Source organism: Bacillus sp. PK6-16 (assembly GCF_056530295.1).
Window position 1 is genome coordinate 3,141,657 of the sequence record NZ_CP096511.1, and the last position, 26,155, is coordinate 3,167,811.

The window sequence follows — 26,155 nt, forward strand, 5'->3', positions numbered from 1 at the left end:
ATCCTTATTTTTTCACAACTTCATGTCCACCGAACTGATTACGTAATGCTGAAACTACTTTTCCATGGAATGTATCATCTTCCTGAGAACGATAGCGCATAAATAATGACATAGCGATAACTGGTGCTGCAGCTTGAAGTTCAAGTGCAGTTTCAACAGTCCATTTTCCTTCTCCTGAAGAGTTCATTACACCTTTAATGCCATCTAGTTTCGGATCTTCTGCAAATGCTTTTTCAGTTAAGTCCATTAACCAACCACGGATAACTGATCCGTTCGCCCATACTTTTGCAACATCTTCATAATTGAAATCAAAGTCACTCTTATCTAGTACTTCAAATCCTTCAGCGATTGCTTGCATCATGCCGTACTCAATACCGTTATGAACCATTTTTAAGAAATGACCACTACCAACACGGCCAGCATAAGAATAGCCATTTTCTACTGCTAAATCTTTAAATAAAGGTTCTAATTGGTCGTAAATTTCTTTTTCTCCACCAACCATTAAGCAAGCACCGTATCTAGCTCCTTCTACACCGCCTGATGTACCGATATCTACATAATGTAATCCGAAGCTTTTTGCTTCTTCAGCGCGGCGTAACGTATCTTTATAGAATGAATTTCCGCCTTCAATAACGATATCACCTTCATCTAATAATGGATATACATCTTTTAGTACTGACTCTACAACTTCTCCTGCAGGCACCATTACCCAAATTGTACGAGGAGCTTCTAATTCAGCGATCATTTCTTTTAATGTATGACGTGCAGTAATTCCTAGTTTTCCTGCCTTTTCTACAAGCTCTTTATTTACATCGTATACAACTACTTCATGCTTGTCTTCATGTAAGTGTTCAGCTAATGGGAATCCCATTTTTCCTAATCCAATTAAACCTAGTTTCATATTAATCAATCTCCCATTCTATACAAATATATTTAATATCGAAATTAATCCAAGTGCTACAACTGATAGTATCGTCTCCATTGCGGTCCATGTTAATAATGTTTCTTTCACAGTCATTCCGAAATATTCTTTAATCATCCAAAATCCCGAATCATTCACGTGTGATAAAATTAATGAACCTGCGCCTGTTGCAAGTGCTAGTAATTCAACATTTACACCAGGTGTGCTTGCTGCAATCGGCGCAACAATACCAGCTGCTGTCATCATAGAAACAGTTGCCGATCCAGTTGCAATTCGGATTAGTGCCGCAATTCCCCACCCTAATAATATCGGTGAAATATGTGATTCTTTCGCCATATCTGCAATTGTCGTTCCAATTCCAGAATCTAATAATACTTTATTAAATGCGCCGCCTGCACCAATCACTAACAATATGTTTGCAATAGGTCCAAGGCAATCATTTGTAAATTGTAACACTTTATCTTTTGAGAAACCTTTTGCATATCCAAGACTAAAGAAAGAGTAAATGGTTGCAATTAATAAAGCCACAATCGGATCTCCAATAAAGTGTAATACTTGTGCTAGTTGACTCATTTTATTTAATGCAACTTCTGCTATTGATGCACCAAGCATAAGAAATACTGGAAGTAAAATTGTAAACAATGTATTCCAAAAGCTAGGAAGCTCTTTTTTATTATCTTTTTCAACAAATTGCTCCGCTATATCTAATGGTACTTCCTTATGTATACGAGCACCAATCCATTTCCCGTAAAGTGGACCTGAAATAATTGCAGTTGGAAGTCCGACAATTAACGCATATAAAATTGTCTTCCCTACATCTGCTTTAAAAATACCAACTGCCGCCATTGCCGCTGGATGCGGTGGAACAAGTCCGTGTACGACTGACAGTCCTGCTACTAGCGGAATACCAATTGTAATAAGTGATACCCCAGTTTCTAACGCAATTGTAAATACTAACGGAATTAATAGTACAAATCCAACTTGGAAAAATACCGGAATCCCTACTAAAAATGCAACGAACATCATCGCCCAGTGAACTCGTTTCTTCCCAAAACGATTAATTAATGTGTTAGCGATACGTTCAGCACCACCAGATTCGGCCATCATTTTTCCAAGCATCGTTCCTAGTGCTAAAACTATCGCTAAAAACCCTAACGTATTACCAAGCCCTAGTTTAATAGAATCAATAATCCCTGGATCTTTTGGTGAAGTTCCAATTAAAGGCATTCCCATTGCTAATCCTACACCAATTGCTGTTAAAATTAATGCGACAAATGGATGCCATTTTACTACCGTAATAAGTAAAAGTAGTATGACAACTGCCGCTAGTACGATCCCAACTACCATTTCTCCCAATCCCCCTATTGTTTACGTTGGAAAGCAGCTATACAATCAAATTCTTCTTTCAAGCGATTGTAAAGTCGTTCATACATATAAAACATTTCTAAATATATAGCCGTATTTTCTTTATTCGGTACATGGTGATGGACAATATCAATCCAATCCTTTACCTCTTCAAGAGAATCAATTTTTCCTACAGCATATAAAGCAACTGCCGCTGCCCCAAGCGCAGATGCTTCATGACTTTCAGGTACAAGCAATTCTTTTCCCATCATATCGGACAACATTTGTCTCCAAAATGCAGATTTTGCAAACCCTCCTGAAACTCGTATTTCAGTAAGTGGCCCTGTACAATCCCTGATTGCGAGTGCTACTGAATATACACTCATACAAACACCTTCCATCACTGCACGTATAAAATGTTCTCGCTTATGTTGAAGATTGATTCCAAAGAATGTACCACGAGCATTTGCATTCCAGTAAGGTGCGCGTTCTCCAGATAAGAAAGGTAAGAACAATAGCCCATCCGCTCCAGCTGGTACGCTTTCTGCATATTTAATTAATAAATCATAAGGATCAATGCCGAGCTTTCTTGCTACCTCTTGCTCTGGACTACCAAATTCATCACGTAACCATCTCAGTAATATTCCGCCGTTATTCGTTGGACCACCGATTACCCAGTGCTCATCTGTTAATGCGTAACAAAACGTTCTCCCTTTCTCATCTGTATTTATATTTGATGAGATTGTTCGAACCGCACCACTCGTTCCAATCGTAATTGCAGCCGCACCCGGTGATATCGCACCAACTCCTACATTTGCAAGAACCCCATCACTTGCTCCGATGACAATTGGTGTTTCTGCACTTATCCCCATCTTCTGTGCTAATTCTGGCTTCATACCTGATAAAATATATGTAGTTGGTACAGGGGTTGATAATTGTTCTGGTGACATATGTAACATAGTTAAAACATCTTCATCCCAGTTTAATGTTTCTAAATTAAATAACCCCGTAGCAGAAGCAATCGAATAATCAACTACGTAGCGTGAAAATAATTGGTAAATCACATACTCTTTAATGGAAATGAATTTATAGGCACTTGTATATAACTCTGGTTCCTCTTCTTTCATCCATAACAATTTAGAAAGTGGTGACATTGGATGAATCGGTGTACCTGTACGTCTATAAATTTCATGCCCATTCATTTGTTGTAATAATTTTTCTGATTGCTTCGTACTTCGATTATCTGCCCAAATGATAGAACGCGTTAATGGCGCACCATTTTCATCTACTGCAATTAATGCGTGCATAGCTGTACTAATACCGATTGAAGAAATATCTTCTGGTAATACATTACCTTTTTCAATGGCAACGCTTACACTTTTGTATACAGCGGCACATATTACATCAGGATCTTGCTCAGCCCATCCTACATTCGGTTGAATAATTGGGTAATCGATTGCATGTGATGCAATGACTTTTCCTTTTTCTGTGAACACAACCGTTTTTGTACTTGTGGTACCGATATCAATCCCGATTACTCTCCCCCTTGTTTCCATGCGAATCTTCCCTTCATTTCTAGCAAAATACGATTTAGTAAACCGTTTACATGAATTAGTATATAAAATATTTTTTCGTTTATCAAGTTATAAAAAGAAAATTTTTTTCATATCAAAAAATAAATCCCCTCATTCCATTTCACTTATATACTAAATTTAGCTTTTCCATGCGGTAAAATTACGTTATATTCGTTACGCAATACACTCTTTTCTCTCATTAACAACACATACATAGTCCTCCATACGTTCTACTTATTTGCTTGAAGAAAGAGTTGAAAAGCAATATTTATTTTTAGCGGTCACGTAACATCACCATCAAACCAAGAAAAGTAACTAACCGCAGAATGAGAATTCTGTGCATTTTACTCTTATTTATTGTTTTAGGTTCACTAGTCTTTTATCTTGATAAACATAGAGCGTGACCCCCTATTATCACTTTTTTATCTTGTAAATATATCTTGCATACTATAAAATCAAAAAGTATTTTTATTTTTCAGAAAAATAAAAACAATAACATGAAATTTATTGTATAATGTTGTAAAAAGATGTCGGAGGGATTTAATGTTAAATAAAATATCTCAATTCACAATTAAGCTTTCATCAATTCTTTTATCACTCTTACTATTATTAAATTTACCTTATTTATTTATTACTCAACAAGGATTTACCTTTCAACCAATTTATTTTTTTAATCAGACCGTTACTATGTTAAAACAGGTTTTTTCCCCTGAATCATTAGTGATTATAGGATCAGACCCGAAGTTTGGCCATTTCAAAAAACACCATTATTTCCAACGGTTTTAGAACCTTACCTATATTCATTTACTATATTATTTTTAGCCTTTTTTCTTGCTCTCTTTTTATCATCTAGCATGGCATTTTTTTATTTTTTAGCAAAAGATTATATAAAAAAATGGATAAACCGAATTGTGTTCATATTAGAAGCTGTCCCTGATATGATGATGATGATTTGTTTGCAAATTTTTTTCATATGGGTACTTCAGAAATTTGGGGAATCTCCTGTCACTATTATTTCCTTTAATGAAAATCGAGCTTATTTACTCCCTATTTTATCATTAGCTGTCTTACCTACATTACAAATGTTTCGGATGATGGTGTTATACATAAAAGAAGAGCAAGGAAAACATTACGTAGAGGTTGCATATGGAAAAGGCCTTTCATCAAGTTATATACTATGCATTCATTTATTCAAAAATATATCTATCCACTTCTTCCACCATTTAAAAACGATTTTTGTTTTCTTACTTTCTAATTTATTCATTTTAGAATTTGTTTTTAATATGGAAGGCATTATTCAATTTTTATTTAATAAGGCGTTTGTTTCACCTCCAGCTGCATTTATCATACTTGTTATGATTATTTTACCATTTTATGCTATTTTCCAAATAGTCTCATTCATGATGAATAGATGGAAAAAGCAATTGAAAGGAGTATCATTATGAAATCTATTTGGAAATCAAAACGCTTTTTAATCGGCTTTACTTATCTATTCATACTTATTTCAGCTAGTTTTATTTATAGTTGGTTCTTTAAAGATAACATCCCAAAACCTCCTCAGTTACTTTACAATGACAATAACGAATTACTTGGAAAGGCCCCCTTTCCGCCATCGTTAATTCCACCTTTTGGATCTGATCGTTTTGGAGAGTCTGTTTTCTTACAAATTGTAGAAGGAGCAAAATTCACTATTTTATTAGCCATGGCAATTAGCTTCTTTCGAATTTTATGCGGAACATGTATAGGAATCCTCTTAAGTTTATTTGCTCCAAAACTCAAAAGATTTTTCCAGTCATGCTCAGAAGTTTTTTATTATATTCCAACTCTATTTATCGCATTCATACTCATCACGCCCGTTAATATTATAATCACATCAAATGCTGATGGGGTAGATCCAAATATTTCATTTACGTTTTATCAAGTACTCGTACTTATTTTCGTCGCTCTGCCTACACTTTCTTTATACATATCCTCAGAGGTTGATGAATTTATGAAACAAGATTACATCTTAAGTTCACAATTACTGGGGGCTAGTCGTTTTCATATTATTAAAAAACACTTACGAGTCTTATTACTTGACCGCTTATTTGTATTATTTATGGAACATATCGTCCAAACACTCATACTCGTTATCCATTTGGCGCTGCTTAACATTGTAATTGGCGGCATACAAATGCGTGAACTCTATGACGGAGTGCTCAAACCTGTTTCTCTATCTAATGATTGGGCAGGTCTTATTGGATTAAATCGTAATGAAATGAATCTTTCATGGTGGATTATTTTTTATACTCTCGCTTCATTCTTTATTACGATTCTATTTATTAAGCTTATGACCATCGGGATTCAAGATGCACTGAAAGCAAGAGATTCGCAAATTGTAGCAATTCAAAACGTTCCAGATCATAAAAAATTTGTTAAACATAAAGATTCCTTTTCGTTTGCCAATAAAGTAAACCTTTAATCATTTCTCATTAATCAAGTATTAATTGGCATCGATATTAGTAGAAAATAAAGAAGATGATCCCTATTAAATACAGGGATCATCTTCTTATGCTGTCTAACTTTTTTACATGTCCTTTGCTAGACTCATGCTTTTTATATTTAAAGTGAATTATTTGCAATCACAATTATGTTTTTTAAAATCAATTACCATACGCCCTTGAATTCTACCTTGTTCCATTTCTTCGAATACATTTTGTACTTTATCTAGAGAACAAGTTTGAACAACTGGCACTACTTTTCCTTCTGCCCCGAACATAAACGCCTCTTCCAAATCTTTACGAGTACCAACTAGAGAACCAACTACTTCAATTCCATCCAGTACAAGTCGTGGGATGTTTAAGTCCATTGTTTCTACTGGTAGCCCTACTGCAACTACTTTACCGCAAGCACGTACTGCATCAACTGCTGAGTTAAAGGCTACTTTAGAGACTGCTGTTACTACCGCAGCATAAGCGCCACCAAACTCCTCTTGCACAATTTTATCAGCAGGACCTTGAGAAATTGGATTGATAGTCATATCAGCACCAACTTCTTTCGCTAAGGCTAATTTGTCGTCATTAATGTCTACTGCGATTACCTTTGCACCAAATACATTTTTAGCATATTGGATAGCTAAGTTACCTAATCCACCGCAGCCATAGATTACAATAGGTTGACTAGGTTTAATATCTGATACTTTAATAGCTTTATATGTAGTTACACCAGCACAAGTAATTGATGATGCTTGAGCAGGATCTAATCCTTCTGGTACTTTTACCGCATAATCAGCTGTAACGATACATTGTTCAGCCATACCACCATCCACTGAATAACCAGCGTTTTTAACTTCACGGCAAAATGTTTCTCTACCAGTTACACAATATTCACAACGTCCACAAGATTGGAACATCCATGCAATACTTACACGGTCACCTATCTTTAGTGAAGTAACATCATCAGCTATTTTCGTAACAATACCTACACCCTCATGACCAAGAATACGGCCATCAGTGTTACCAAAATCATGATTCGCAACGTGTAAATCAGTGTGGCACACTCCACAATACTCTACATCTACTAACGCTTCACCTGAGTGTAACGGACGTAATTCTTTTTCAATCACTTCGATGTTTGCTTTGCTGTTTTTATTAACCACTACTGCTTTCATATGTGATCTCCCCTTTAGTGTTTTAGCATTTTAATGAGTTTATCTCACAACTACTTTCTTCACTACTTTGGCTAGTTATTGTACCAAATTTAAGTGTTCAATCATCATTACATCTTCATCATAACATGACACTTCATAAACAACTTGTGAAATTATGAACAATATTTGAATTATTACACAAATCGGTCTTTATTTTAAATTTTTAAAAATGAGAGTTTATCATTGACTATAAGTAAGTCACATATTTCTAAAACAAAATAAAGTAACAAACTTCTCACCGATAAAAAAGCTCTTCACTCAATATTTTCTACATGTAAACACTTAGTTTCACAGTAATAACCTTTGCCACCAACATAAACTTTTTCTATTTTATTTTTGCTATTGGTTGCTAATTTAACTAATATTTCAGAAGGCGAGTGTAAAGAATAACCTTGTTCAAATACATAGACTTCTTTTTTCAAGTAGTCCTGTTCATAAAGGTAGCAAGCTAATGCACCGTTCGAAGTTCCAGTCGCTGCTTCTTCATTGATGTCGTATAGCGGAGCAAAATTTCTGCATATAATTCGATTGTCATTAAAAGTATATAAATGCATCCCGACAACATTATAATACTTGCTGATTTCTTTAATTTTTTCAAAATTAGGTTGCAGTGCATGTAATTGTATTTCGCTTTTGATAGGAATTAAAATATCTTTTAAGCCCGTGGAGACAATTTGAATTGGGTATTTATTGTCTATATCTTTACTATCAAAACAGTCGGTGAACTCATTTGGAGATACAACATCATAGAATATCGGTTTATTTTGTTCCATGAATATGATGTCATCTGTTATAGTAATAGCAAGAACACCGCTGTTCGTTTCAATCGTATAGCGATTCCTGAAAAGTTTATTTAAATGCATCAGTATCGCGAAAGAGCCAATTGTGGCATGACCACATAAATCAACTTCTTCTTTTGGAGTAAAATACTCAAATTTATAATCAGCAATTTCAGATTCTGATATAAATGCGGTTTCCGCATAACCCAGTTGTTTGGCTATTTCCATTTTTTGAGTAGTGGTCAATGTATTTGTATTCTCAATAAATACCACTCCTGCTTTATTTCCGCCTTTATGATCCTTGCTAAATGCACTTGCAACATAAACAGATATTTTCATAAGACATCTTCCTCACTTATAGTAAATTATAGTATAGAAAGCACTACATATAAATTCCATTGGATAAATTATCCTTAAAATAAGAAACAAACTATTTTTAGCATTTGAACTCTCCAAAAATAGTTTGTCTACAGTCTGAAAGCTCTTCATTTGAAGAGCTTTTTTTATATTCGCTTCATCGAAATCGTTTCACGTATACTTTGTAAATTTTTTAGAGTTTCCTCTTGTCGCTGCAACGACAACCCTACATACAAAGTATCTAATAAGCTTAACTGTGCTAATCGTGATGAACTTGCTTCTGTGCGGAATTCAGTCTCACGTGTTGATGTATATAACGTTATATCAGCAAGTTGACTTAATGCTGATTTCTTATAGCTCGTAATCGCAATAATTTTGGCCCCTCTTGCTTTCGCTACTTCTAACGCTTCAAGTAATCCTTTATTGCTACCAGAATGAGAAATACCAATAACAACTGAATTTTCCGAGAGTAAACCTGCTCCCATAATTTGAAAATGCGAATCAGTATGAGCGATACAAGAAATACCCGTTCTCATAAACTTATGATACGCATCCATTGCAATAATACCAGAGCCACCATTTCCATAAAACTCAATTCGACTTGCTTCTTGTAAGGCTCGTACAGCCTGCTCAAGTGCCGTTTCATTAAGCAAATGTAAAGTATCTTGCAGTCCTGTAATATGCGAATGAAAAACTTTTTTAGCAACAGTTACCATACTATCTTCTGCTGATACCTCTTCATGGATATTTTGCATCGGTGTATGTACAATTTCACGAGCTAATGTAATCTTTAAATCTTGAAAACCTTGCAAACCAAGGTTTTTACATAAGCGGAATATCGTAGCTTCGGAACTATTCGTAACTTCAGCTAATTCTGTAATAGATTTATGTACAACATCTTGTGGATGTTTCAAAATATGTTCGGCAATACTTCGCAATTTCGGTGATAAACCATTTAACGAAGCCTGAATCTTTCCAATCCCACTTCTTGTACCAGGCATAGCATATCCTCCCCTTCCATCGTAGCTTTATCCTGTAAAAAACGATTAGTTAAACTAATCATCAGTGGGGATGGTCCCCCACTGATTAGAGTTTCACTTTATTGTACCTAATTATCGAAAGAAGAAAAACCTATATTAGGGATTACTATAAATTTTAATTGCTCCTATGTATTCTGTCATACGATATAACAGAATTATTCATGCTTATGAATAATTCTCTCCATGTTTCACCGCGTATAATGCGGCTTGCGTACGATCATCCACTTCCAATTTAGCTAAAACGTTTGAAACGTGTGTTTTCACAGTTTGTTCTGTAATATGAAGTTCTGCTGCAATCTCCTTGTTGCTTCTTCCTTTCGCAATTTCGCGAAGTACCTCTTGCTCTCTTTTCGTTAACATTGAAAAAGGATTTTCCACTTCCTTCTTTACTGCAGAACGCCCCATTAATGCAGGTGTTACTTTCGGGTGAAAATTCGCATTTCCTTGATGTACTGCAATAATAGAAGCGACAAGTTGCTCAGGTTGTACTTCTTTTAATTGATAACCATCTGCTCCAGCTTCAAGTGCTGGTATAACATAATCTTGCTCTGAAAAACTACTTAATATAAGTACCTTTATTGTCTCATCATATTGCTTTAGACGTTTTGTTGCCTCAATTCCATCCATTTTCGGCATCGATACATCCATTAGTACGACATCTGGTCTTTCTTTTTGCACGAAATGTAATGCCTCTTCGCCATTTTCCGCTTCCCCAATAATTTCAAATTCTTCTCTCGTTTTCAAAAAGAATACAAGTCCTCTTCGAACGATATGATGATCCTCAACTAGTAGCAGTTTAATCTTCAACCCTATTCTCCCCTTCAAATCGGCAATTGAATTTCTATTTTTGTACCCTTTTTCAGCTCTGTTATAATTTGAAACGATCCCTTCATTAACTGAATACGTTCCTTCATACTTTTCAGGCCAAGTGCTGATTCCCTTACTTGTTCTTGTATAAATCCTATTCCATTGTCTTCTATGTAAAAATGTAACTGGTTATTTTCTATTTTCAAAAGAATATGTACCTTTTCACACGAAGCATGCTTTTTACAATTATGTAGCGCCTCTTGGCTAATACGCCATAAAACTTCTTCTATTTCATCCCCAATTGAAACCATCCCATCAATTCGAACTTCCACTTGAACTCCTAATAACTTCCCGTAATTTTGAATTGCTTCTGCTAATCCTTTCTCCAATCCTTCAGGTCTTAATTGCCAAATTAATAGCGTCATCTCTTGTAATGCTTCTTGTGATAATTCCCCAATATAACTTAACATCTCTTGCAATTCTCTATCTTGCGTCATATTCAGAGTACCTTTCGCCGTTAGCATAATAGAAAATAACAATTGTTTTACTGAATCATGTAAATCACGTGCAAGTCGATTTCTTTCCGCTACCACTACATATTTACGTTCTTTCTCAACTAATTGAATACGTTGTATTGTCGTTCCAATTTGAAATGCAATTGATTCTAATAATGCTAACTCTTCCTCAGAAAAATGAGTCTTATGAGGTGCAGCCACATTTAGTAGACCAAATTTTTCTGATCCAGACCTAAGCGGAATTGTCGCATGATGTGTAACATCTTCTGTCTCTCCCCAATTACATTCAATTGCATCTTCTATTCGCTTACATTCAATAATATTAGTCGCTTTTTCCAATCTCCCATTCACAAAACGTTCTACACACCAACAGTTTCCTTCACACATCGGCTTCTTCTTTTGCCACGTAAGAGCCTCTGGTAAATTTTCGTCTACAAGCATGCTGTGCTTTCCACTTTCATCAATAAAGAATATCCACCCTGTTTGTAAATTCATTACTTGTAACAATGTATGCAACACTTTTTCTAACATATCCTGTAAGTTTGTTGCTTCATTTAATAATTCAGCAATTTCTTTTAATGCTTCTAAACGACGCATCTCTTTTTCTTCAAAGTTCATTCTCATCACCAACTACAATTATAACATTAAGAAATTTCTAAATTCTATAAATAAAAAAAGAACCGAATTCCTTCAGCCCTTTCTTTATATCAATCATTTTATTATTGTTATTCTATCCAATGTTGGAAGCAGAATTTTTGTTAACAAACGATTCTACTTTAGCTGTCCGATAAAGATTGTCCACCATGGATATGCTGTAAACCTTCAGTAGTAACAACCATATTCGCTGCTGGCATTTGCACTTGATTCTTATGGAACATAGACATTAATTCAAATCTTACTTGTCTAGAAGTTTCAAAATAATCTTCTGGCTTTATTAAACCTGTAATACAAAATTCATAGCCAACATATTTCAAGTTAGGATTTAAGTCTGTAACACCGACGTATTTAAATGGTTCAACAGCCTCATCCTCTACTCTATAAAGAGTTTGATTCAATTCTTCATTACATATAATACATACTTCTTCTAACAATTCCTTCACTCTTGTTGGATCTTCCTGATAACTTACCGTGATGCGTTCAATTACACGCATCCATCCTTTATTAAAATTTTGTATCGTTCTAATCTCTCCGTGCGGGATGGTAAGTAGTTTTCCTGACCATTCACGAATTTGCATAAAACGAATACTAATCTCTTCAATAGTTCCTGAATTTGTTCCGTTAAAAGTTACAAAATCACCAACCCGAAACTCTTTGTCCGCTAATCTTGCAAAGCCTAATATAACATCTTTTAGCATCTGTTGTGCAGCAAAACCGATGACAACTCCAGCTATCCCTGCACCTGCAATAATACTTTTTATATCTACAAATTGGCTAATTAAATATATGATAAGACTGATGATAATGATATATCTAAAAATAGATCGAATTACACTTTGAATCGTCTGCTCTACCTCTTCATCAAAAAAGCTTGATTTCCTAAAAAACCAATCAATAATACGGTTTATTACAAAAGAAATAATGATTAAAACTAAAGCAAATAGTAAAAATCTTAAAAGTAAAAACTCTCTTACATAATTAAAAAATTCTTCAGTATACGTTAATAAGCTCATTTAACCACTTCCTTACTAATTAAAAAATTCATAATCGCCTAAGTTTGTTCCAGAAAAATCTATTATCCTAATCTAAAATGCCACTATCCTTACTATGTATTTTGACTCTATTACTAATTCACCTTAAACAGTATGTCTAGCTGTTCTTTTTCCTTTCCCTTTAAATATACCCTTTTTAATAACCTAAGGGGGAGCAAATCGTGAAATTTTTTTATACGTTAAAACTTTATTCATCTCATTACGATTTCAACTCATTTATTCATTAACTACGTAAAAAAAGAGCTGAATTTATCAGCTCTTTTATTCGATATTAATTGTTGTCTTACTACTTTTTTCTTCTTTCAATTTTGGCAATTCAATTGTCAATACGCCATCTTTATAATTTGCTTTAACATTTTCTTCCTCAACTTGTTTAAAATTAAAGCGTCGAGTTACAGAACCTATAGAACGTTCTTTACGAATATATGTGCCATTCTCATTTTTTTCGTCTACTTCATTATGATTCGTTGCTTGGATCGTTAATATATCTTGTTCAAAATCAACTTGAATGTTTTCTTTTTGAAAACCTGGTAAATCTGCTTTCACAGTATATTTATCAGATTGCTCATGAACATCTACTTTAAAAGTATCCATGTTCAGTGGCTTAAAGAAAGCATCTGTCATCCCTTCTAATAAAGAAGGCCCAAAATCAAAAATACCATTTTGACGTTTTGTTATCTCTGGAAATAAATTACGCATATTTTTTCCTCCTTATTATTTATGAATGAAAGATTATCTCTTTCTGCCTTTATTATAACATTTGGTCAAAAAAGGTCAAAGTTTTTGTTTGACCTTTTTTGATGTATATTTTACCAAATAAAACAAATAAGTTATATGTCATCTCTCCCCTTATAAAGAGGAATATATTTACATAATAACGAATAGTTTATTTACTCTTATTTTTCCTTACAGAGGTTACATACAATGGGATATATTAAAGAAATTAGAAAAGTTGTCGGATCAAGACCACTCAATCTAGCAGGAGTTGCTGTAGCTGTTTTCAATGAACAAGGACAAATAAAAGAGACCTTTTTTAAAGGCCTCTTTTTTCACTTCACTTCTGCATGTAAGCATGACTTAAAATGTCCAAGTGCATATTCATGCCCTTGTGCATTAAAAGATGCAACCGCCTTTTCATAAACAACAATTTTAAACCCTTTATTATAAGCATCTACTGCTGTATGAAGAACACAAATATCGGTACAAACACCTACAAGATGAACTTCTTCTATTCCTCTTTCTCTTAGCTTCATATCTAAATCCGTTCCAGCAAACGCACTGTATCGCGTTTTGTCCATATAATATACATTCTCTGCATTTTTATATGTTTCGTACACATCTTGTAATTCACCAAACAAATCTCTTCCACTTGTACCAGCTATATTATGAGGTGGGAATAACTTTGATTCTGGATGATATACATCATTTTCTTCATGTTTATCAATAGCAAAGACAACGTAATCTCCATTTTCAATATATTGCTTCGTTATATGTACAATTTCCTTCTCAATTTCCTGTCCTGGTTTCCCGCAAGTTAAAGCCCCCTTTTCCGCTACAAAATCATATGTATAATCAATATTAATAAGAGCTCGTTTCATAACCACTATCTCTCCTTCTTCTGTTTCACAGTAAACAATAGAAAATTTGTTATTACGACATCGTATGTACTATTCGACATTTCAAATGAAATACCTACATTTTTCTTCTGAAACTTACCTTAGTCCGAGTTTATCATATAATAGATAAACAATGGTAAAACAAATAGCTCCTATTAACAAGTCATGAATTTGATAATTGAGCGTTATTTGCATAAACTCTTGTATCGTAAACCAAATTACTGCCATCATTAGGCTAATCAAGATGATACGAATACACCGATTCACGTATTCAACCTCTTTCTCTGTCATAGTAGTAACAAGTGATTACTTCCTATTTAATCGTATTAGAAAATGAAATAAGTTATTCACTCTTGCACACTCTGTCCAAACAAAAAAGCACACTACTTTTTGAGTAATGTACTTTTTATTCTTATTAAGACGCAGGTTTTGTCTCAAATGTTGCTTGATTAAAACTAATAACCTTTCCTTTCGGGTCATTGTTTTCATACTGAACTGCAGTAATTGTATGACTACCTGTTTCCAGCGTTTTTTCTTTTAACTGCACTGTTGTCTGCGTTGTACTAGTTACTTGATGTTTATCTGTATACATTTGATCTACAAATACGAATGTTTCTTTATCACTTTGAAAATTAGAAAGTTCTAATTCAACTTGCTGAATTAACGTATCCTTTTTGATAAATACAGTCGGTATATTGCCGTTTTCAGAAGTACCATCTGGAGTAATAACTTTTACTTTCCCTTCTCCAATTGACATTGCTCCTTCAGGAAATACAACCATATTCTCATCACTTGCGTTTACAACTTGTTCTTCCTGTTTTGATTGCGCGTCCTGTTTTTCCTGTGGAGCACCGCAACCAACTAATAACAATACAGACAATCCAGTGATTATGAATTTTTTCAAAATTCATCCCCCCTGTAACTTCATTATAATTTATTATACAAAAATAACTTTTAAATTTTGAGACTACTTTCAACACTTTCATGAACAAATAGAATCTTGCTCACGATTAATGTATCATACTTTCCTTAATAGAACATTAATTTTTTTTATGAAATAAATAGTAATTCCCTCTTATCTATCATTTTAGCCCAACATATGAATTACATACCCTCAAAAATAAAAAGACATTGTTAATTCAATGTCTTTTCTATACAGCAATTAAAAAACAAACGTTGTAATCTCATCTACTTCTTTTCTTGGAAGTTTCTTCGGTTTATCTTTCGGAAATCCGAGTGAAATAACCATATTTATTTGTTTTTCAGGCTCAATTTGTAAATATTGGCGCAGTTCATCTTGAGCTAGTAATACTGGCCCTGTCATTGGACAAGTACCAAGTCCCTTTGCATGTGCAGCTAGCATTAAGTTTTGTGCCGCTAAACAGCTACTCTTAATGCCTTCTTCTTCCCAAACTGAATCTGGAACAAAAGCAATTGGATCAAATATCTTTTCACGGAACTTTGATTCATATGGTGTTGCCAAACATACGATTAATACTGGTGCCTCCGAGAAAGCTGTTGCATATGGTCCGAAAGAACGTGTAAGTAATTTCCCTGCTTTCTCTTCTCCATTTTCTGCTGCTTTTGCCGCAAGTTTATGTAATGCATCCCATGTCATTTGTTCAATTTCTTTAATCTTCTCTCGATTCATGATAACTAAGAATTCCCACGTTTGTGAATTCGTATCACTTGGTGCGTAACGAGCACAATCAATTATTTCTTTTATATCATTAGTAGATACTTCTTGATCTGTAAACTTTCTAACACTTCGTCTTCCGTGAATTACTTCTTTAAAATCTTCATAATTCATATATTAAATCCCCTTTTTACAGCGTTTTCAAAACTTGTCCTATGCTTGAATTATATCATGAAAAAAAGCTGGAAGAATACCAGCTTTTTTCTTCATGATTAATTTGTCACTTTCAACAAACGAATACTCTCTTCGTATGCAGCTTGTAGTTTTTTCGTAATTGGTCCTCTTTCACCAGCCCCGAACTGTTCATCACCAATTTGAACGACTGGGAATATTTCAAGTGGCGTCGCTGTAAAGAAGCACTCCTCAGCGTCATATACTTCTTGTAATGAAAACTCTCGTTCCTCTACATCGATATGTAACTCTTTCGCTAATGTAATTACATAGTGACGTGTAATACCATGTAAAATGAAATGATCCGCTGGATGTGTAATCAACTTATTATTCTTCACGATAAAGAAATTGGAATGACACCCTTCAGTCACAATACCATCTCGTACTAATATTGCTTCTTGATACCCTTGTTCATTTATTTTGTTTTTGATCATGATATTAGGAAGCAAATTTAAAGATTTTATATGGCAAAACTTCCACCTGATGTCCTCTTCTACTGTCACCTTAATCCCTGCCTCCATTGAAGCAACTGGTCTTGGGAACGAAACAAGATTTGCAAAATATGTCGGTTGTAAATCTGATTCATATACATGATTGCGCGGTTGTGCACCTCTTGATATTTGTAAATATACATTCCCATCTTCTTGAAATTGATTTTTTTCAATCATTTGATATAACTCTTCTACTAATTCTTCCTTCGTAAATGGTGGAATTAGTTTTATTTCTGCCATAGAGTTAAAGAATCGTTCCAAATGTAAATCTAATAAATGAGGCTTGCCATCGTATAGTCTAAATACTTCATAAATCCCATCACCAAATTGAAAGCCTCGCTCTTCTAATGCTACCATCGGCTGTTCTTCTTTCGTATTAATCATTCTCCCATTAAACAAGATCCAATCTTTATGAATAGCTTTCATTCTTCCCCACTCCTTTATCACATGATTGATTTTATTGTACAACTTATGACACCCTGAAAGAAGGAATTTTCTGTATTTTTACAAACTAAAAATACATCACTTCGTAAAAGTGATGTATTTTATCATTTATTTAAGGAAATATTTTTCAATATCATCTAACATAAGGTTCGCAGCTTTAATACCGCCTGCTGTATTCCAAATTACCTCATCTACTTGGAATACTTTATTATTTTTAGAAGCCTGTAGTTGCTTAAAGAGTGGATCTTCTGTCCATTCCTTCGCTAACGAATTTCCTTCATTATTCTTATCTGCATCTTTATCAGACGTGAAATAGAATAAGTAGTCTCCGTCCATATTTGGAATCTGCTCTTTTGTAATTCCTTTTATCGCAAAATCATCTTTATCTTGTAATGGTGGTCGTTTAAATCCAATATCATTTAAAACAACGCCCGAGAATGAGTTTTTTTGATAAATACGAACATCACCTGGCACGAAACGAATAATAGAAACTTTAGAATTCAATTTATCGCCCAACTTCTCTTTCATTCCTTCAATGCGTTTTTTATAATCATCAAGAGCTTTTTGCCCTTCTTTTTCTTTATTTACAGCTTTTGTATAAAGTGTAAAGTTTTCTTTCCAATCACCGCGTAATGTTTCTGCATAAACAGTTGGTGCGATTTCTTTTAGCTGATCATATATTTTTTCATGACGCATTTTATTTCCGATAATTAAATCTGGCTTAAGCTTCATTACAGCCTCTAAATTAATATCACGTTCAGTTCCTACAACTTCCGTGTTTTTTAACTCTTTCGCTAAATGAGGATACCATTCATCACCAGCACGTGGTTTCGTAGTCCCCACTGGCGTTACGCCCACAGCTAGGAGAGCCTCTGCGCCTTCATTTGTTAAAACAACAACTTTTTTAGGTGTACCATTTACTGTCGTTTCACCCATTGCATGCTTTACCGTATATGAATCTTTTGCTTTCGCTGATATATTATTTTCTTTTTTCTCTTCTTTACTACATCCTGCAATTACAACCATGAGTATCATAATGCAGAACATAATTAGTTTTTTAGTATGTATCATATGTCCTCCCTAGATGAAATCGATTATCATTAACATTTAAAGATTAATGTATCTTACATACATTGTCAATGTATATCAGAAAACTTTTTTAATATATACTATTTAGATTCTATCCGCTTTTCTAATGTTTCTTTTTAAAACATAGTGCATAAGTATGAAAAAAATGTTGTTATTAAAATGCGTACCCTTGTTATACATAACAAGGATACGCATCCATATTGCACTATCATTTCAATTCCTAATATTGAGTATACTTAATATACGCTGAGTCATTATATACCCACTGATTTCCCCCAAGGTTTAACCAACCATTTTCATTTATATATACTAAATAAGATTCTGGAGAATTTAATTGGCGGATTACTGCAGATGTAGTTGATGGACCACTTCTTAAATTTACATTCATCCCTTGTATATATGCAACCCCAATTGGGCTTCCATCACTATTGCTTGTCTTTACAAAATTAATGTAAGAAGGATCATTATACACCCATTGTCCATTCCCAAAATCTAGCCATCCGTTACTTTCTTGATATACAACGTAAGATTCTGGAGAATTTAATTGACGAATAACTGAGGAAGAAGTTGATGGACCATTTCTTAAATTTACATTTTTCCCAAGAACATAAGCGATTCCCTTCGTTTGAGGTGTCGGTTGTGGGTTAGGAGGTTGTGGATTTGGAGTTACTCCAAAAATAGCTGCTATTCCATTTGCATACGCTTGACTTAAATCTTCAATAAATTGTGGATTTTTTAATAAATTTGCATCAAACGCTGTATCAATAAAAGCAGTCTCAGTTAAAATTGCATCCATTGCTGTTTCTCTTAATACCGCATAATTTTCTTTTTTTGCTCCTCGATCACGAAGACCATATTTTGTTAATACAGGATTGACAGCTGTATGCATTTTTTGTTGCTTTGCATATGCAGTGCTGCTATTGGATAATGCATTATAAATATAACTTTCAAAACCTGTACCCCCGCCGCTATTAATATGAAATGAAATAAAATAATCCGCACTGAAAGCATTAGCAATATTAGCACGTTCAGATAAAGAAATAAACACATCACTATCACGTGTCATTTTAATTGTAATTGGGTAATTTACCGTTAAAATGTCTCGAACGCGTCTAGCAATTTGAAGTGTTAAGTTTTTTTCTACTAAACCATTACCAACAGCACCAGAATCATATCCACCGTGCCCTGCGTCTATAACAAGTTTCATTTTATTGCCCCGCCCCTTTCTTGTAATATGTTTGCATTTCTACTCGTCCTATTTTATGTGAAATATACAAGTTCTGTTACAATTGCAAATAAAAAAAACGCCTTATGTAAGGCGGTTTCTATCATCTTGCTTTAACCAATTTAAAATAAATATATACGATTGATAGTGAACATAACGTATGCAAAATAAAATAAATAAAAGTGCTATTCCAACACCACTATAAAGTAAACCGAACTTTAAAAAAACATTTACAAGTGGTGGAAAGTTTATTAGATTTTGTAATGTACTAAGCATACAAAACATAATGAAAAAGACAGGGACGTATTGTAATTCATACGGCTTTTTTTTCTTAATCATTCTTTTCCGAATGATTATATGACATAATTCTGCTACTATAAAGCACCCTCCAATTAATACAAGACCAGAAGTCATCGTCATACATCCACCTGCCTTATATTTATTGTATCGCATAAATAATCATCGTTATATTTTCTTTACATACTCTTCATCTTCTGAAGTAAAACCAAAACTCTCTATGAAAGACTTCGCCTTTTCTGTTAATTTCTCTTGTAGCACTTTTATTTCTTTCACATTTCTTTGTTTCATCATTTCTTCAAATGTAAAATACGTATTTGTACCATAACCGTAACCTTGGTAATCAAAATGAATAATTAGCTGTGATAAAACAGCCCGTTCCTCTTGTACACTATAATCTATTACACCAATATATGTATCATCAACTTTCACACAGTACTGTACCTTTTTCTCACCTAAACTATGCGATTTAAACATTTCTTTAACAACGCTTTCATTTTCTACAGTAACTTTCTCAAACGTAATCATATGTTGTCCATCCTTTTACTATTATTGTATCAATAATACTTCCTATTTATGAAAAAAACCTTAAGACCGTATGCGATCTTAAGGTTTTTCTAATTAAACTAAGCTATACGCACGTTTTGTTTCTTCATGGAACTTATTCGTATCGTATTTATGCTCAACATAAATTTGGTGCCATACCATAAACGCAAGTACAGTCCAAATTTTACGGCTATAATCGCCTTTATCTGCACAATGTGCTTCCAGTAAGTTTAATACATACTGTTTGTCGATTAAATGCTCTGTCTTACTTTCGTTTATAATATTTATAGCCCAATCATGCATTTCGTCTTTTAACCAGTGACGAATTGGTACTGGGAATCCAAGTTTTTTACGATCTAATACGTGATCTGGAACGATTCCGCGTGCTGCTTCACGTAAAATAGCTTTCGTAGTTCCGTTAGCAATCTTAAATTCAGTTGGAATTTTAGATGCAACATCGAATACTTCTTTATCTAAGAACGGTACACGAAGTTCTAATGAGTTTGCCATTGTCATTTTATCAGCTTTTAATAAAATGTCACCGCGTAACCATGTGAACATGTCAATGTACTGCATTTTACTTACATCATCATAGTCTTTAATCTCGTTATACAATGGTTTCGTGATATCCATATAGTTAACACTTTCATTGTAATACTTCATTAATTCAGCTTTTTCTTCTTCACGGAAGATTTTAGCATTTCCATAGTAACGCTCTTCAATTGGTGTACATCCACGCTCTAGGAAGCTCTTACCTTTAAATCCTTCTTTAAGAGCACCACTTAATGCTTTTAGAACGCTCTTACCTGGGCTAGGAATGTAAGAGAACATTTTTAGTGAGTTTGGCTCACGGTAAATGTTATAACCACCAAATAGCTCGTCTGCGCCTTCACCAGAAAGAACAACTGTTACATGTTTACGTGCTTCTTTCGCAACGAAGTACAATGGTACAGCTGCTGGATCAGCTAAAGGATCATCCATATGCCAAATGATTTTTGGGAACTCATCCATAAATTCTTTCGCTGAAATGAATACGTTATGGTTTTTAACGCCTAATTTCTCAGCAGTTTCTTTCGCAACATCAACTTCACTGAAACCACGTTGCTCAAAACCAACAGAGAATGTTAAAAGATTTGGATTCATTTCTCTTGCGATAGAAGCGATGATAGATGAATCGATACCACCAGATAAGAATGAACCTACTGGTACATCACTACGCATATGCACTTTTACTGAATCATATAACACATCACGAATTGCTTGGATATGCTCCTCTTTCGTTGCACTTGAAGCGTTGAAATAAGGTTTCCAGTAGCGATGGATTTCCATCTCTTTACCAATTTCTTTTACGAAATAATGACCAGGCTCGATTTTATTAACATCAATTGTTAAAGTTTCTGGCTCTGGACCATATTGGTACGTAAAGTAATGTTGTAGTGACGTTGGATTAACGCCTTTATCTTCCATCACATGCATAATACTTTTCTTCTCAGATGCGAAGAATGTAGTATCACCTTGTTGTGCGATGTATAAAGGTTTAATACCGAAGTGGTCACGTGCACCGAAAAGTTTCTTTTCTTCACGATCCCAAATCATAAATGCAAACATACCACGAAGGTAATCTACACATTTTTCTTTCATATGTGCATACAATGCAATGATAACTTCTGTATCAGATTGCGTTGCAAACGTTGCACCTTTTTCAAGTAACATTTCACGTAATTCTACATAGTTGTAAATTTCACCATTAAAAATAATTACATATCGATCATTTTCATAAGTTAGCGGCTGATGTCCTGCCTCTAAGTCAATGATGCTTAAACGGCGGAAGCCAAATTGTACATGTTCATCACGAAAATATCCTTCGTCATCTGGACCACGGTGGAAAATCATCGTGTTCATATTTTCAAATTGATGTTTTTCTGTTTCTGAAAACTCTCTAGGGTTTTCACATAAACATCCTACAAAACCACACATACTTCTTACCCTCTTTCAGTTTTCATTCTGTCTCTATACTACTATATCAACCCTATTTATACTAGCATAATCAACTGAATATGGCGACCAAAAACTATAAAAAAATCACTCCATTTCACATTTTTAACAATTTTTTATGAAAACATGAAAACTAGGCACTCACCTTTCTCCGCTTTTGTCATATGATATTGCAAATTGATTTCTAGGAGGGAATACCATGAGTGAAGAAAAAAAAGATTCTTCTCGCCCACCGGTTCGTAATTACTTAAAGCAAATTGATGATTTCTTCGAGCAAACACCTCTTCGCAATGTAATCGCTGATTTAAATCATTTTTTCCAAAAAGGAAACCGTTTATTAACATTCCCTGTAGATTTATATGAAGTTGGTGAAGAACTCGTTGTTACAGCTGAACTACCAGGTATACAAAAAGAACAAATCCAAATTGAAATACAAAGTGAATACTTAAAAGTCTCTGTAAAAGAAGAGATACTTGAAGAGGAAGAAGAACAAACATCCCATAACTATTATCGCCGAGAACGTTCCATTTCAGAAGCATCAAGATTGATTAAATTGCCGTATTCAATTAATAAAAAAGCGGCAAAAGCTTCTTATCAAAACGGCGTATTAGAAATTCGGGCGCCGAAACTTCCCCAGCAACATGACATTTTATCGATAGACTAATGCAAAAAAATAAGGGTGCTATGCACCCTTATTTTTAACCAACTAATCGCTTCATATCACGTATAATGTCTTCGTATGGCGTATTACTAATGCCACTATACTTTTTCATTACTTTTCCGTTTTGATCAATTAAATAAAATGATGTACCATGCATGACCTGACCGTTCTCCGGCTTATCTACAAGTGATTGGAAATTATCTTTTGAAAACTTTGTAATATCTTCTAACGAATACCCCGTTAATAAATTCCAGTTACTAGTATCCTCTGTAAACTTTTGAATAAAAGCTTTCAGATTTTCTGGCTTATCAAGGTCTGGATCTACACTAAATGAAACAAACTGAACGTCTAATTTCTCTTCTTTTGCCATCTTTTGAAGCTTGGCCATATTTGCAGTCATTGGTGGACAAACTGTCTGACAATTTGTGAACATAAAATCTGCAACCCAAACTTTCCCTTTTAAATCTTTTGTACCAAATTGCTTTCCATCTTGATTTGTAAATTGGAAGGTTTCTAAATCCCAATTTAATGGTTTACGAAGCTTTGAACCTGATTCACTACATCCAGCAAGTACAAAGAGACAAAATACAACCATAAGACCAATTATTTTTTGATAACGCTTCATTTATAAACCTCTTTTCTCTATCCTAAATTTAAATAGGTTATGTTTATAATAACAAAAGTTAACACTACGAGAAAATTGTTTACTACATTTGTTCACGAAATCGTACGAATTTACGTATGTTACTTCTTTATTTCAAGCGAATTACTAGACAAAATATATTTTTTTACTATTATTTCTATAAATAAAAGTGATAAAACTAATTTTATTGTTACTTTTGTAAATACCTCTCCCTATTTTTTAACAATTCCTTAAACATTAATCCATGTTTTACACTGTATTCCTTAACAACATTTCGGTACAATACAAATACAACGATTTTAAATGAGGTGATGTTCATGGCAAAGCGCTATGAAAATATGGATAATGTTAGTACAAAAAAATCAATTCGCTCTTTTTTACGCTGGCGTAAAGAACGAAAGCAAAACAAAAAAGATTTTTCTTTCTTAGTAGAACAATCACCCGTTAAACAAAGTGCATTCTTGCAAAGTAATGTTGAAAAAACGACTATCACATGGATTGGGCATTCCACTTTTCTTATCCAAACGAATGGACTTAATATATTAACAGATCCAGTATGGGCTAATAAATTAAAGCTAGTTCCAAGACTTACAGAACCTGGACTCTCTATAGAAGCACTACCTAAAATTGATATTGTCCTTATTTCACATGGTCATTATGATCATTTAGATTTTTCAACTCTTCGTCAGTTGAATGATGATGTTCTATATCTTGTACCTATTGGATTAAAAAAATTATTTACTCGTAAGAAATTTAAACATGTAGAAGAGTATAAATGGTGGGAAAGTACGATAATTAACGAAGTTTCTTTTCATTTCGTACCTGCTCAGCACTGGACGAGAAGATTCTTATTTGATATGAATACGTCTCACTGGGGTGGATGGATTATTGATAATGAAACGACTATGGAAACCATATATTTTTGTGGTGACAGTGGCTATTTCCAAGGTTTCAAAGAAATTGGTGAACGCTTTTTAATTGATATTGCTCTTATGCCCATTGGCGCTTATGAACCAGAATGGGTTATGAAAGTATCTCATGTTTCACCTGAAGAGGCCGTGCAAGCTTATTTAGATTTAAACGCTACGCATTTTATACCAATGCATTACGGAGCTTTTGCACTCGCCGATGAAACACCTCGTGAAGCAATAACTAGACTTCGAAATAATTGGAATTTGCGCATGTTACCGTGGGAACAACTGCATGTACTCTTTTTAGGTCAAACTTTTATTTATAGTAACGCAACAAATAATAAGCAAATAAACGAAAAAATTGAAACTTTACATGTGTAACGTAATGACTGATTTTCTATATCCAACATATAATATAGAAAATCCTATAGTGAAAATTTAATTAGTGGGTTTTCTTCATCCCCACTGATTATTTGCCTTCACCAATCAAGCTTTTACGGGCAGCCCGCTACCTAACCTCTTTGCTCCAGCTAAATTTGAGGTAGAGAGTTTTACTGTCCGCAAATAGCGGGATAAAGGGTGTTTTCTATGAATGAATATTTACAGACTCGCTATATCATTAGCGGTAGTGCCTGTGTAGCTCTTCTTATTTCTTACTTTCTATTTACATAAAAAAGCTACTTGAAATATATTTTCAAGTAGCTTTTTTATTACTCTGCTAAATACATAAATCCGATTGCGCCCGGACCTGTGTGAGTACTAATAATAGGCGTTGTATAGAAAATTTCTGATTGAGCAAATCCACTCACTTTTTCAACCGCCGCTTTCATACTTTCAGCTAAAGGAATTGCTTTCGCATGCGGAATTGCAACAGCTTTTACGACTTTTCCAGCCGTATCTTGCTCAAATAACTTAGCTAATGTTTTTACAATTTGGCCTTGGCTACGAACTTTCGTTACAGGATTATAAACACCGTCTTCAAGACTAGCAATTGGCTTTATATTAAGTAGAGAACCGATAAACGCTTTTCCTTTACCGATACGTCCACCCTTCACTAAGTTTTCTAATGTATCCACTACTACATATAAACGAGTATTCTTTCTTACTTCATCTACACGTTTTAAAATTTCTTCTAGTGAGCGTCCGCCATTTGCCATTTTTGCAGCTTCAATTACTTGATATGCTAAAGCATGTGTAATAAATTGAGAATCAACAACTGTTACTTTTGTATCAGTCATTGATGCAGCGCTATTTGCAGTTGCTACAGTACCGCTCATTCCACTTGTCATATGGATAGAAAGGACTTCGCTTCCATCTTCCCCTAGCTTGTCATACATTTCTACAAATGTACCCATAGCTGGTTGTGATGTTTTTGGTAATTCCTCTGATTTAATCATTTCTTCAATAAATTCGTCAGGTTGTAAATCAACGCGATCTAAATATGTTTGTCCATTTACAGAGATTGATAATGGTAAAACATGAATGTCATACTTTTCGATTACGTCTTGTGATAAATCTGCCGTTGAATCTGTTACAATTTTAATTTTTTGCATACTATACTTCTTCCCTTTCCAATACGCTCTCCTTGTTATTATACTAGTATTCCCATTGCTTTCAACAATTTGGAACGAAATT

At 34.1% G+C, this 26,155-nt stretch carries 25 protein-coding genes and 2 pseudogenes; 5 read left to right on the forward strand and 22 right to left on the reverse strand.

Going from position 1 to position 26,155, the window contains the following annotated elements:
* Positions 1-4 precede the first annotated feature (4 nt).
* The 3 genes from gnd to gntK are packed head-to-tail and all read right to left on the reverse strand — an operon-like array spanning position 5 to position 3,822.
* Entirely contained in the window at positions 5-901 is an 897-nt protein-coding gene (gene gnd / locus M1D66_RS16015) for a phosphogluconate dehydrogenase (NAD(+)-dependent, decarboxylating) (RefSeq protein WP_000765982.1), read from the reverse strand.
* A gap of 18 nt (positions 902-919) precedes the next feature.
* Complete coding sequence (locus M1D66_RS16020) at positions 920-2,269, reverse strand: GntP family permease (protein WP_242554607.1); 1,350 nt, start codon at positions 2,267-2,269, stop codon at positions 920-922.
* 14 nt (positions 2,270-2,283) lie between these two features.
* Entirely contained in the window at positions 2,284-3,822 is a 1,539-nt protein-coding gene (gene gntK, locus M1D66_RS16025; RefSeq protein ID WP_000449999.1) for a gluconokinase, read from the reverse strand.
* A 561-nt stretch (positions 3,823-4,383) separates the two neighbouring features.
* On the opposite strand from gntK, the pseudogene M1D66_RS16030 reads away from it, so the two are divergent.
* Both M1D66_RS16030 and M1D66_RS16035 read left to right on the forward strand, forming a co-directional pair.
* Positions 4,384-5,285, forward strand: a pseudogene (locus tag M1D66_RS16030) (ABC transporter permease subunit).
* A complete protein-coding gene (locus M1D66_RS16035) occupies positions 5,282-6,301 on the forward strand; it encodes an ABC transporter permease (RefSeq protein WP_000836565.1) in 1,020 nt (339 codons plus the stop codon). Before M1D66_RS16030 ends, M1D66_RS16035 begins: the two are co-directional and overlap by 4 nt.
* Positions 6,302-6,451: 150 nt before the next feature.
* Here the strand turns inward: M1D66_RS16035 and adhP are convergent, their stop codons facing one another.
* The 7 genes from adhP to M1D66_RS16070 form a co-directional block, all read right to left on the reverse strand.
* On the reverse strand, positions 6,452-7,489 hold the full coding sequence (gene adhP / locus M1D66_RS16040; protein WP_000649119.1) for an alcohol dehydrogenase AdhP: 1,038 nt from the start codon (positions 7,487-7,489) through the stop codon (positions 6,452-6,454).
* A gap of 293 nt (positions 7,490-7,782) precedes the next feature.
* The gene (locus M1D66_RS16045; RefSeq protein ID WP_086385967.1) at positions 7,783-8,646 is read right to left on the reverse strand and encodes a PhzF family phenazine biosynthesis protein; all 864 of its coding nucleotides are present in this window, start codon (positions 8,644-8,646) and stop codon (positions 7,783-7,785) included.
* A 164-nt stretch (positions 8,647-8,810) separates the two neighbouring features.
* Complete coding sequence (locus M1D66_RS16050; RefSeq protein WP_001119646.1) at positions 8,811-9,665, reverse strand: MurR/RpiR family transcriptional regulator; 855 nt, start codon at positions 9,663-9,665, stop codon at positions 8,811-8,813.
* 204 nt (positions 9,666-9,869) lie between these two features.
* The gene (gene casR / locus M1D66_RS16055; RefSeq protein WP_000694629.1) at positions 9,870-10,511 is read right to left on the reverse strand and encodes a two-component system response regulator CasR; all 642 of its coding nucleotides are present in this window, start codon (positions 10,509-10,511) and stop codon (positions 9,870-9,872) included.
* Positions 10,512-10,525: 14 nt separating this feature from the next.
* On the reverse strand, positions 10,526-11,644 hold the full coding sequence (gene casK / locus M1D66_RS16060) for a two-component system sensor histidine kinase CasK (protein WP_001008465.1): 1,119 nt from the start codon (positions 11,642-11,644) through the stop codon (positions 10,526-10,528).
* Positions 11,645-11,802: 158 nt separating this feature from the next.
* On the reverse strand, positions 11,803-12,696 hold the full coding sequence (locus tag M1D66_RS16065) for a mechanosensitive ion channel family protein (protein WP_000055426.1): 894 nt from the start codon (positions 12,694-12,696) through the stop codon (positions 11,803-11,805).
* Between the two features lie 300 nt (positions 12,697-12,996).
* Positions 12,997-13,434, reverse strand: coding sequence for an Hsp20/alpha crystallin family protein (locus M1D66_RS16070; RefSeq protein ID WP_001245050.1), 438 nt, complete (start codon positions 13,432-13,434; stop codon positions 12,997-12,999).
* Positions 13,435-13,659: 225 nt separating this feature from the next.
* On the opposite strand from M1D66_RS16070, the pseudogene M1D66_RS16075 reads away from it, so the two are divergent.
* Positions 13,660-13,755, forward strand: a pseudogene (locus M1D66_RS16075) (NUDIX hydrolase); the annotation flags it as partial.
* A gap of 29 nt (positions 13,756-13,784) precedes the next feature.
* On the opposite strand, the gene M1D66_RS16080 reads toward M1D66_RS16075, so the two are convergent.
* The 10 genes from M1D66_RS16080 to asnB form a co-directional block, all read right to left on the reverse strand.
* On the reverse strand, positions 13,785-14,333 hold the full coding sequence (locus tag M1D66_RS16080; RefSeq protein WP_000816761.1) for a cysteine hydrolase family protein: 549 nt from the start codon (positions 14,331-14,333) through the stop codon (positions 13,785-13,787).
* 114 nt (positions 14,334-14,447) lie between these two features.
* The gene (locus M1D66_RS16085) at positions 14,448-14,642 is read right to left on the reverse strand and encodes a hypothetical protein (RefSeq protein WP_017674122.1); all 195 of its coding nucleotides are present in this window, start codon (positions 14,640-14,642) and stop codon (positions 14,448-14,450) included.
* Positions 14,643-14,766: 124 nt separating this feature from the next.
* Positions 14,767-15,255 (reverse strand): putative periplasmic lipoprotein, encoded by a 489-nt coding sequence (locus M1D66_RS16090; protein WP_000713500.1) that lies wholly within the window; start codon positions 15,253-15,255, stop codon positions 14,767-14,769.
* 258 nt (positions 15,256-15,513) lie between these two features.
* Positions 15,514-16,161, reverse strand: a complete 648-nt coding sequence (locus M1D66_RS16095) for a nitroreductase family protein (RefSeq protein ID WP_001105284.1) — start codon at positions 16,159-16,161, stop codon at positions 15,514-15,516.
* Positions 16,162-16,259: 98 nt separating this feature from the next.
* Complete coding sequence (dat, locus tag M1D66_RS16100) at positions 16,260-17,135, reverse strand: D-amino-acid transaminase (protein WP_000643834.1); 876 nt, start codon at positions 17,133-17,135, stop codon at positions 16,260-16,262.
* A 126-nt stretch (positions 17,136-17,261) separates the two neighbouring features.
* Positions 17,262-18,224 carry an ABC transporter substrate-binding protein gene (locus M1D66_RS16105; RefSeq protein WP_000581989.1) on the reverse strand — a complete coding sequence of 321 codons (963 nt, stop codon included), beginning with the start codon at positions 18,222-18,224 and terminating at the stop codon, positions 17,262-17,264.
* 238 nt (positions 18,225-18,462) lie between these two features.
* The gene (locus M1D66_RS16110; protein WP_242554608.1) at positions 18,463-19,449 is read right to left on the reverse strand and encodes an N-acetylmuramoyl-L-alanine amidase; all 987 of its coding nucleotides are present in this window, start codon (positions 19,447-19,449) and stop codon (positions 18,463-18,465) included.
* A gap of 102 nt (positions 19,450-19,551) precedes the next feature.
* Positions 19,552-19,881: a hypothetical protein gene (locus M1D66_RS16115; protein ID WP_000200455.1), complete on the reverse strand. Its 330-nt coding sequence runs from the start codon at positions 19,879-19,881 to the stop codon at positions 19,552-19,554.
* 51 nt (positions 19,882-19,932) lie between these two features.
* Positions 19,933-20,292, reverse strand: coding sequence for a GNAT family N-acetyltransferase (locus M1D66_RS16120; RefSeq protein ID WP_000627523.1), 360 nt, complete (start codon positions 20,290-20,292; stop codon positions 19,933-19,935).
* 93 nt (positions 20,293-20,385) lie between these two features.
* Positions 20,386-22,287 (reverse strand): asparagine synthase (glutamine-hydrolyzing), encoded by a 1,902-nt coding sequence (gene asnB, locus M1D66_RS16125; RefSeq protein ID WP_000333816.1) that lies wholly within the window; start codon positions 22,285-22,287, stop codon positions 20,386-20,388.
* 217 nt (positions 22,288-22,504) lie between these two features.
* Here asnB and M1D66_RS16130 point away from each other — a divergent pair, with 217 nt between their 5' ends.
* Complete coding sequence (locus M1D66_RS16130; RefSeq protein ID WP_001288085.1) at positions 22,505-22,969, forward strand: Hsp20/alpha crystallin family protein; 465 nt, start codon at positions 22,505-22,507, stop codon at positions 22,967-22,969.
* Between the two features lie 34 nt (positions 22,970-23,003).
* On the opposite strand, the gene M1D66_RS16135 is transcribed toward M1D66_RS16130, so the two are convergent.
* Positions 23,004-23,591 carry an SCO family protein gene (locus tag M1D66_RS16135; protein ID WP_000833335.1) on the reverse strand — a complete coding sequence of 196 codons (588 nt, stop codon included), beginning with the start codon at positions 23,589-23,591 and terminating at the stop codon, positions 23,004-23,006.
* A gap of 335 nt (positions 23,592-23,926) precedes the next feature.
* Here M1D66_RS16135 and M1D66_RS16140 point away from each other — a divergent pair, with 335 nt between their 5' ends.
* The gene (locus M1D66_RS16140) at positions 23,927-24,901 is read left to right on the forward strand and encodes an MBL fold metallo-hydrolase (RefSeq protein WP_242554609.1); all 975 of its coding nucleotides are present in this window, start codon (positions 23,927-23,929) and stop codon (positions 24,899-24,901) included.
* Between the two features lie 329 nt (positions 24,902-25,230).
* On the opposite strand, the gene M1D66_RS16145 is transcribed toward M1D66_RS16140, so the two are convergent.
* Positions 25,231-26,073 carry a DegV family protein gene (locus tag M1D66_RS16145; protein ID WP_086385963.1) on the reverse strand — a complete coding sequence of 281 codons (843 nt, stop codon included), beginning with the start codon at positions 26,071-26,073 and terminating at the stop codon, positions 25,231-25,233.
* Positions 26,074-26,155: the final 82 nt, after the last annotated feature.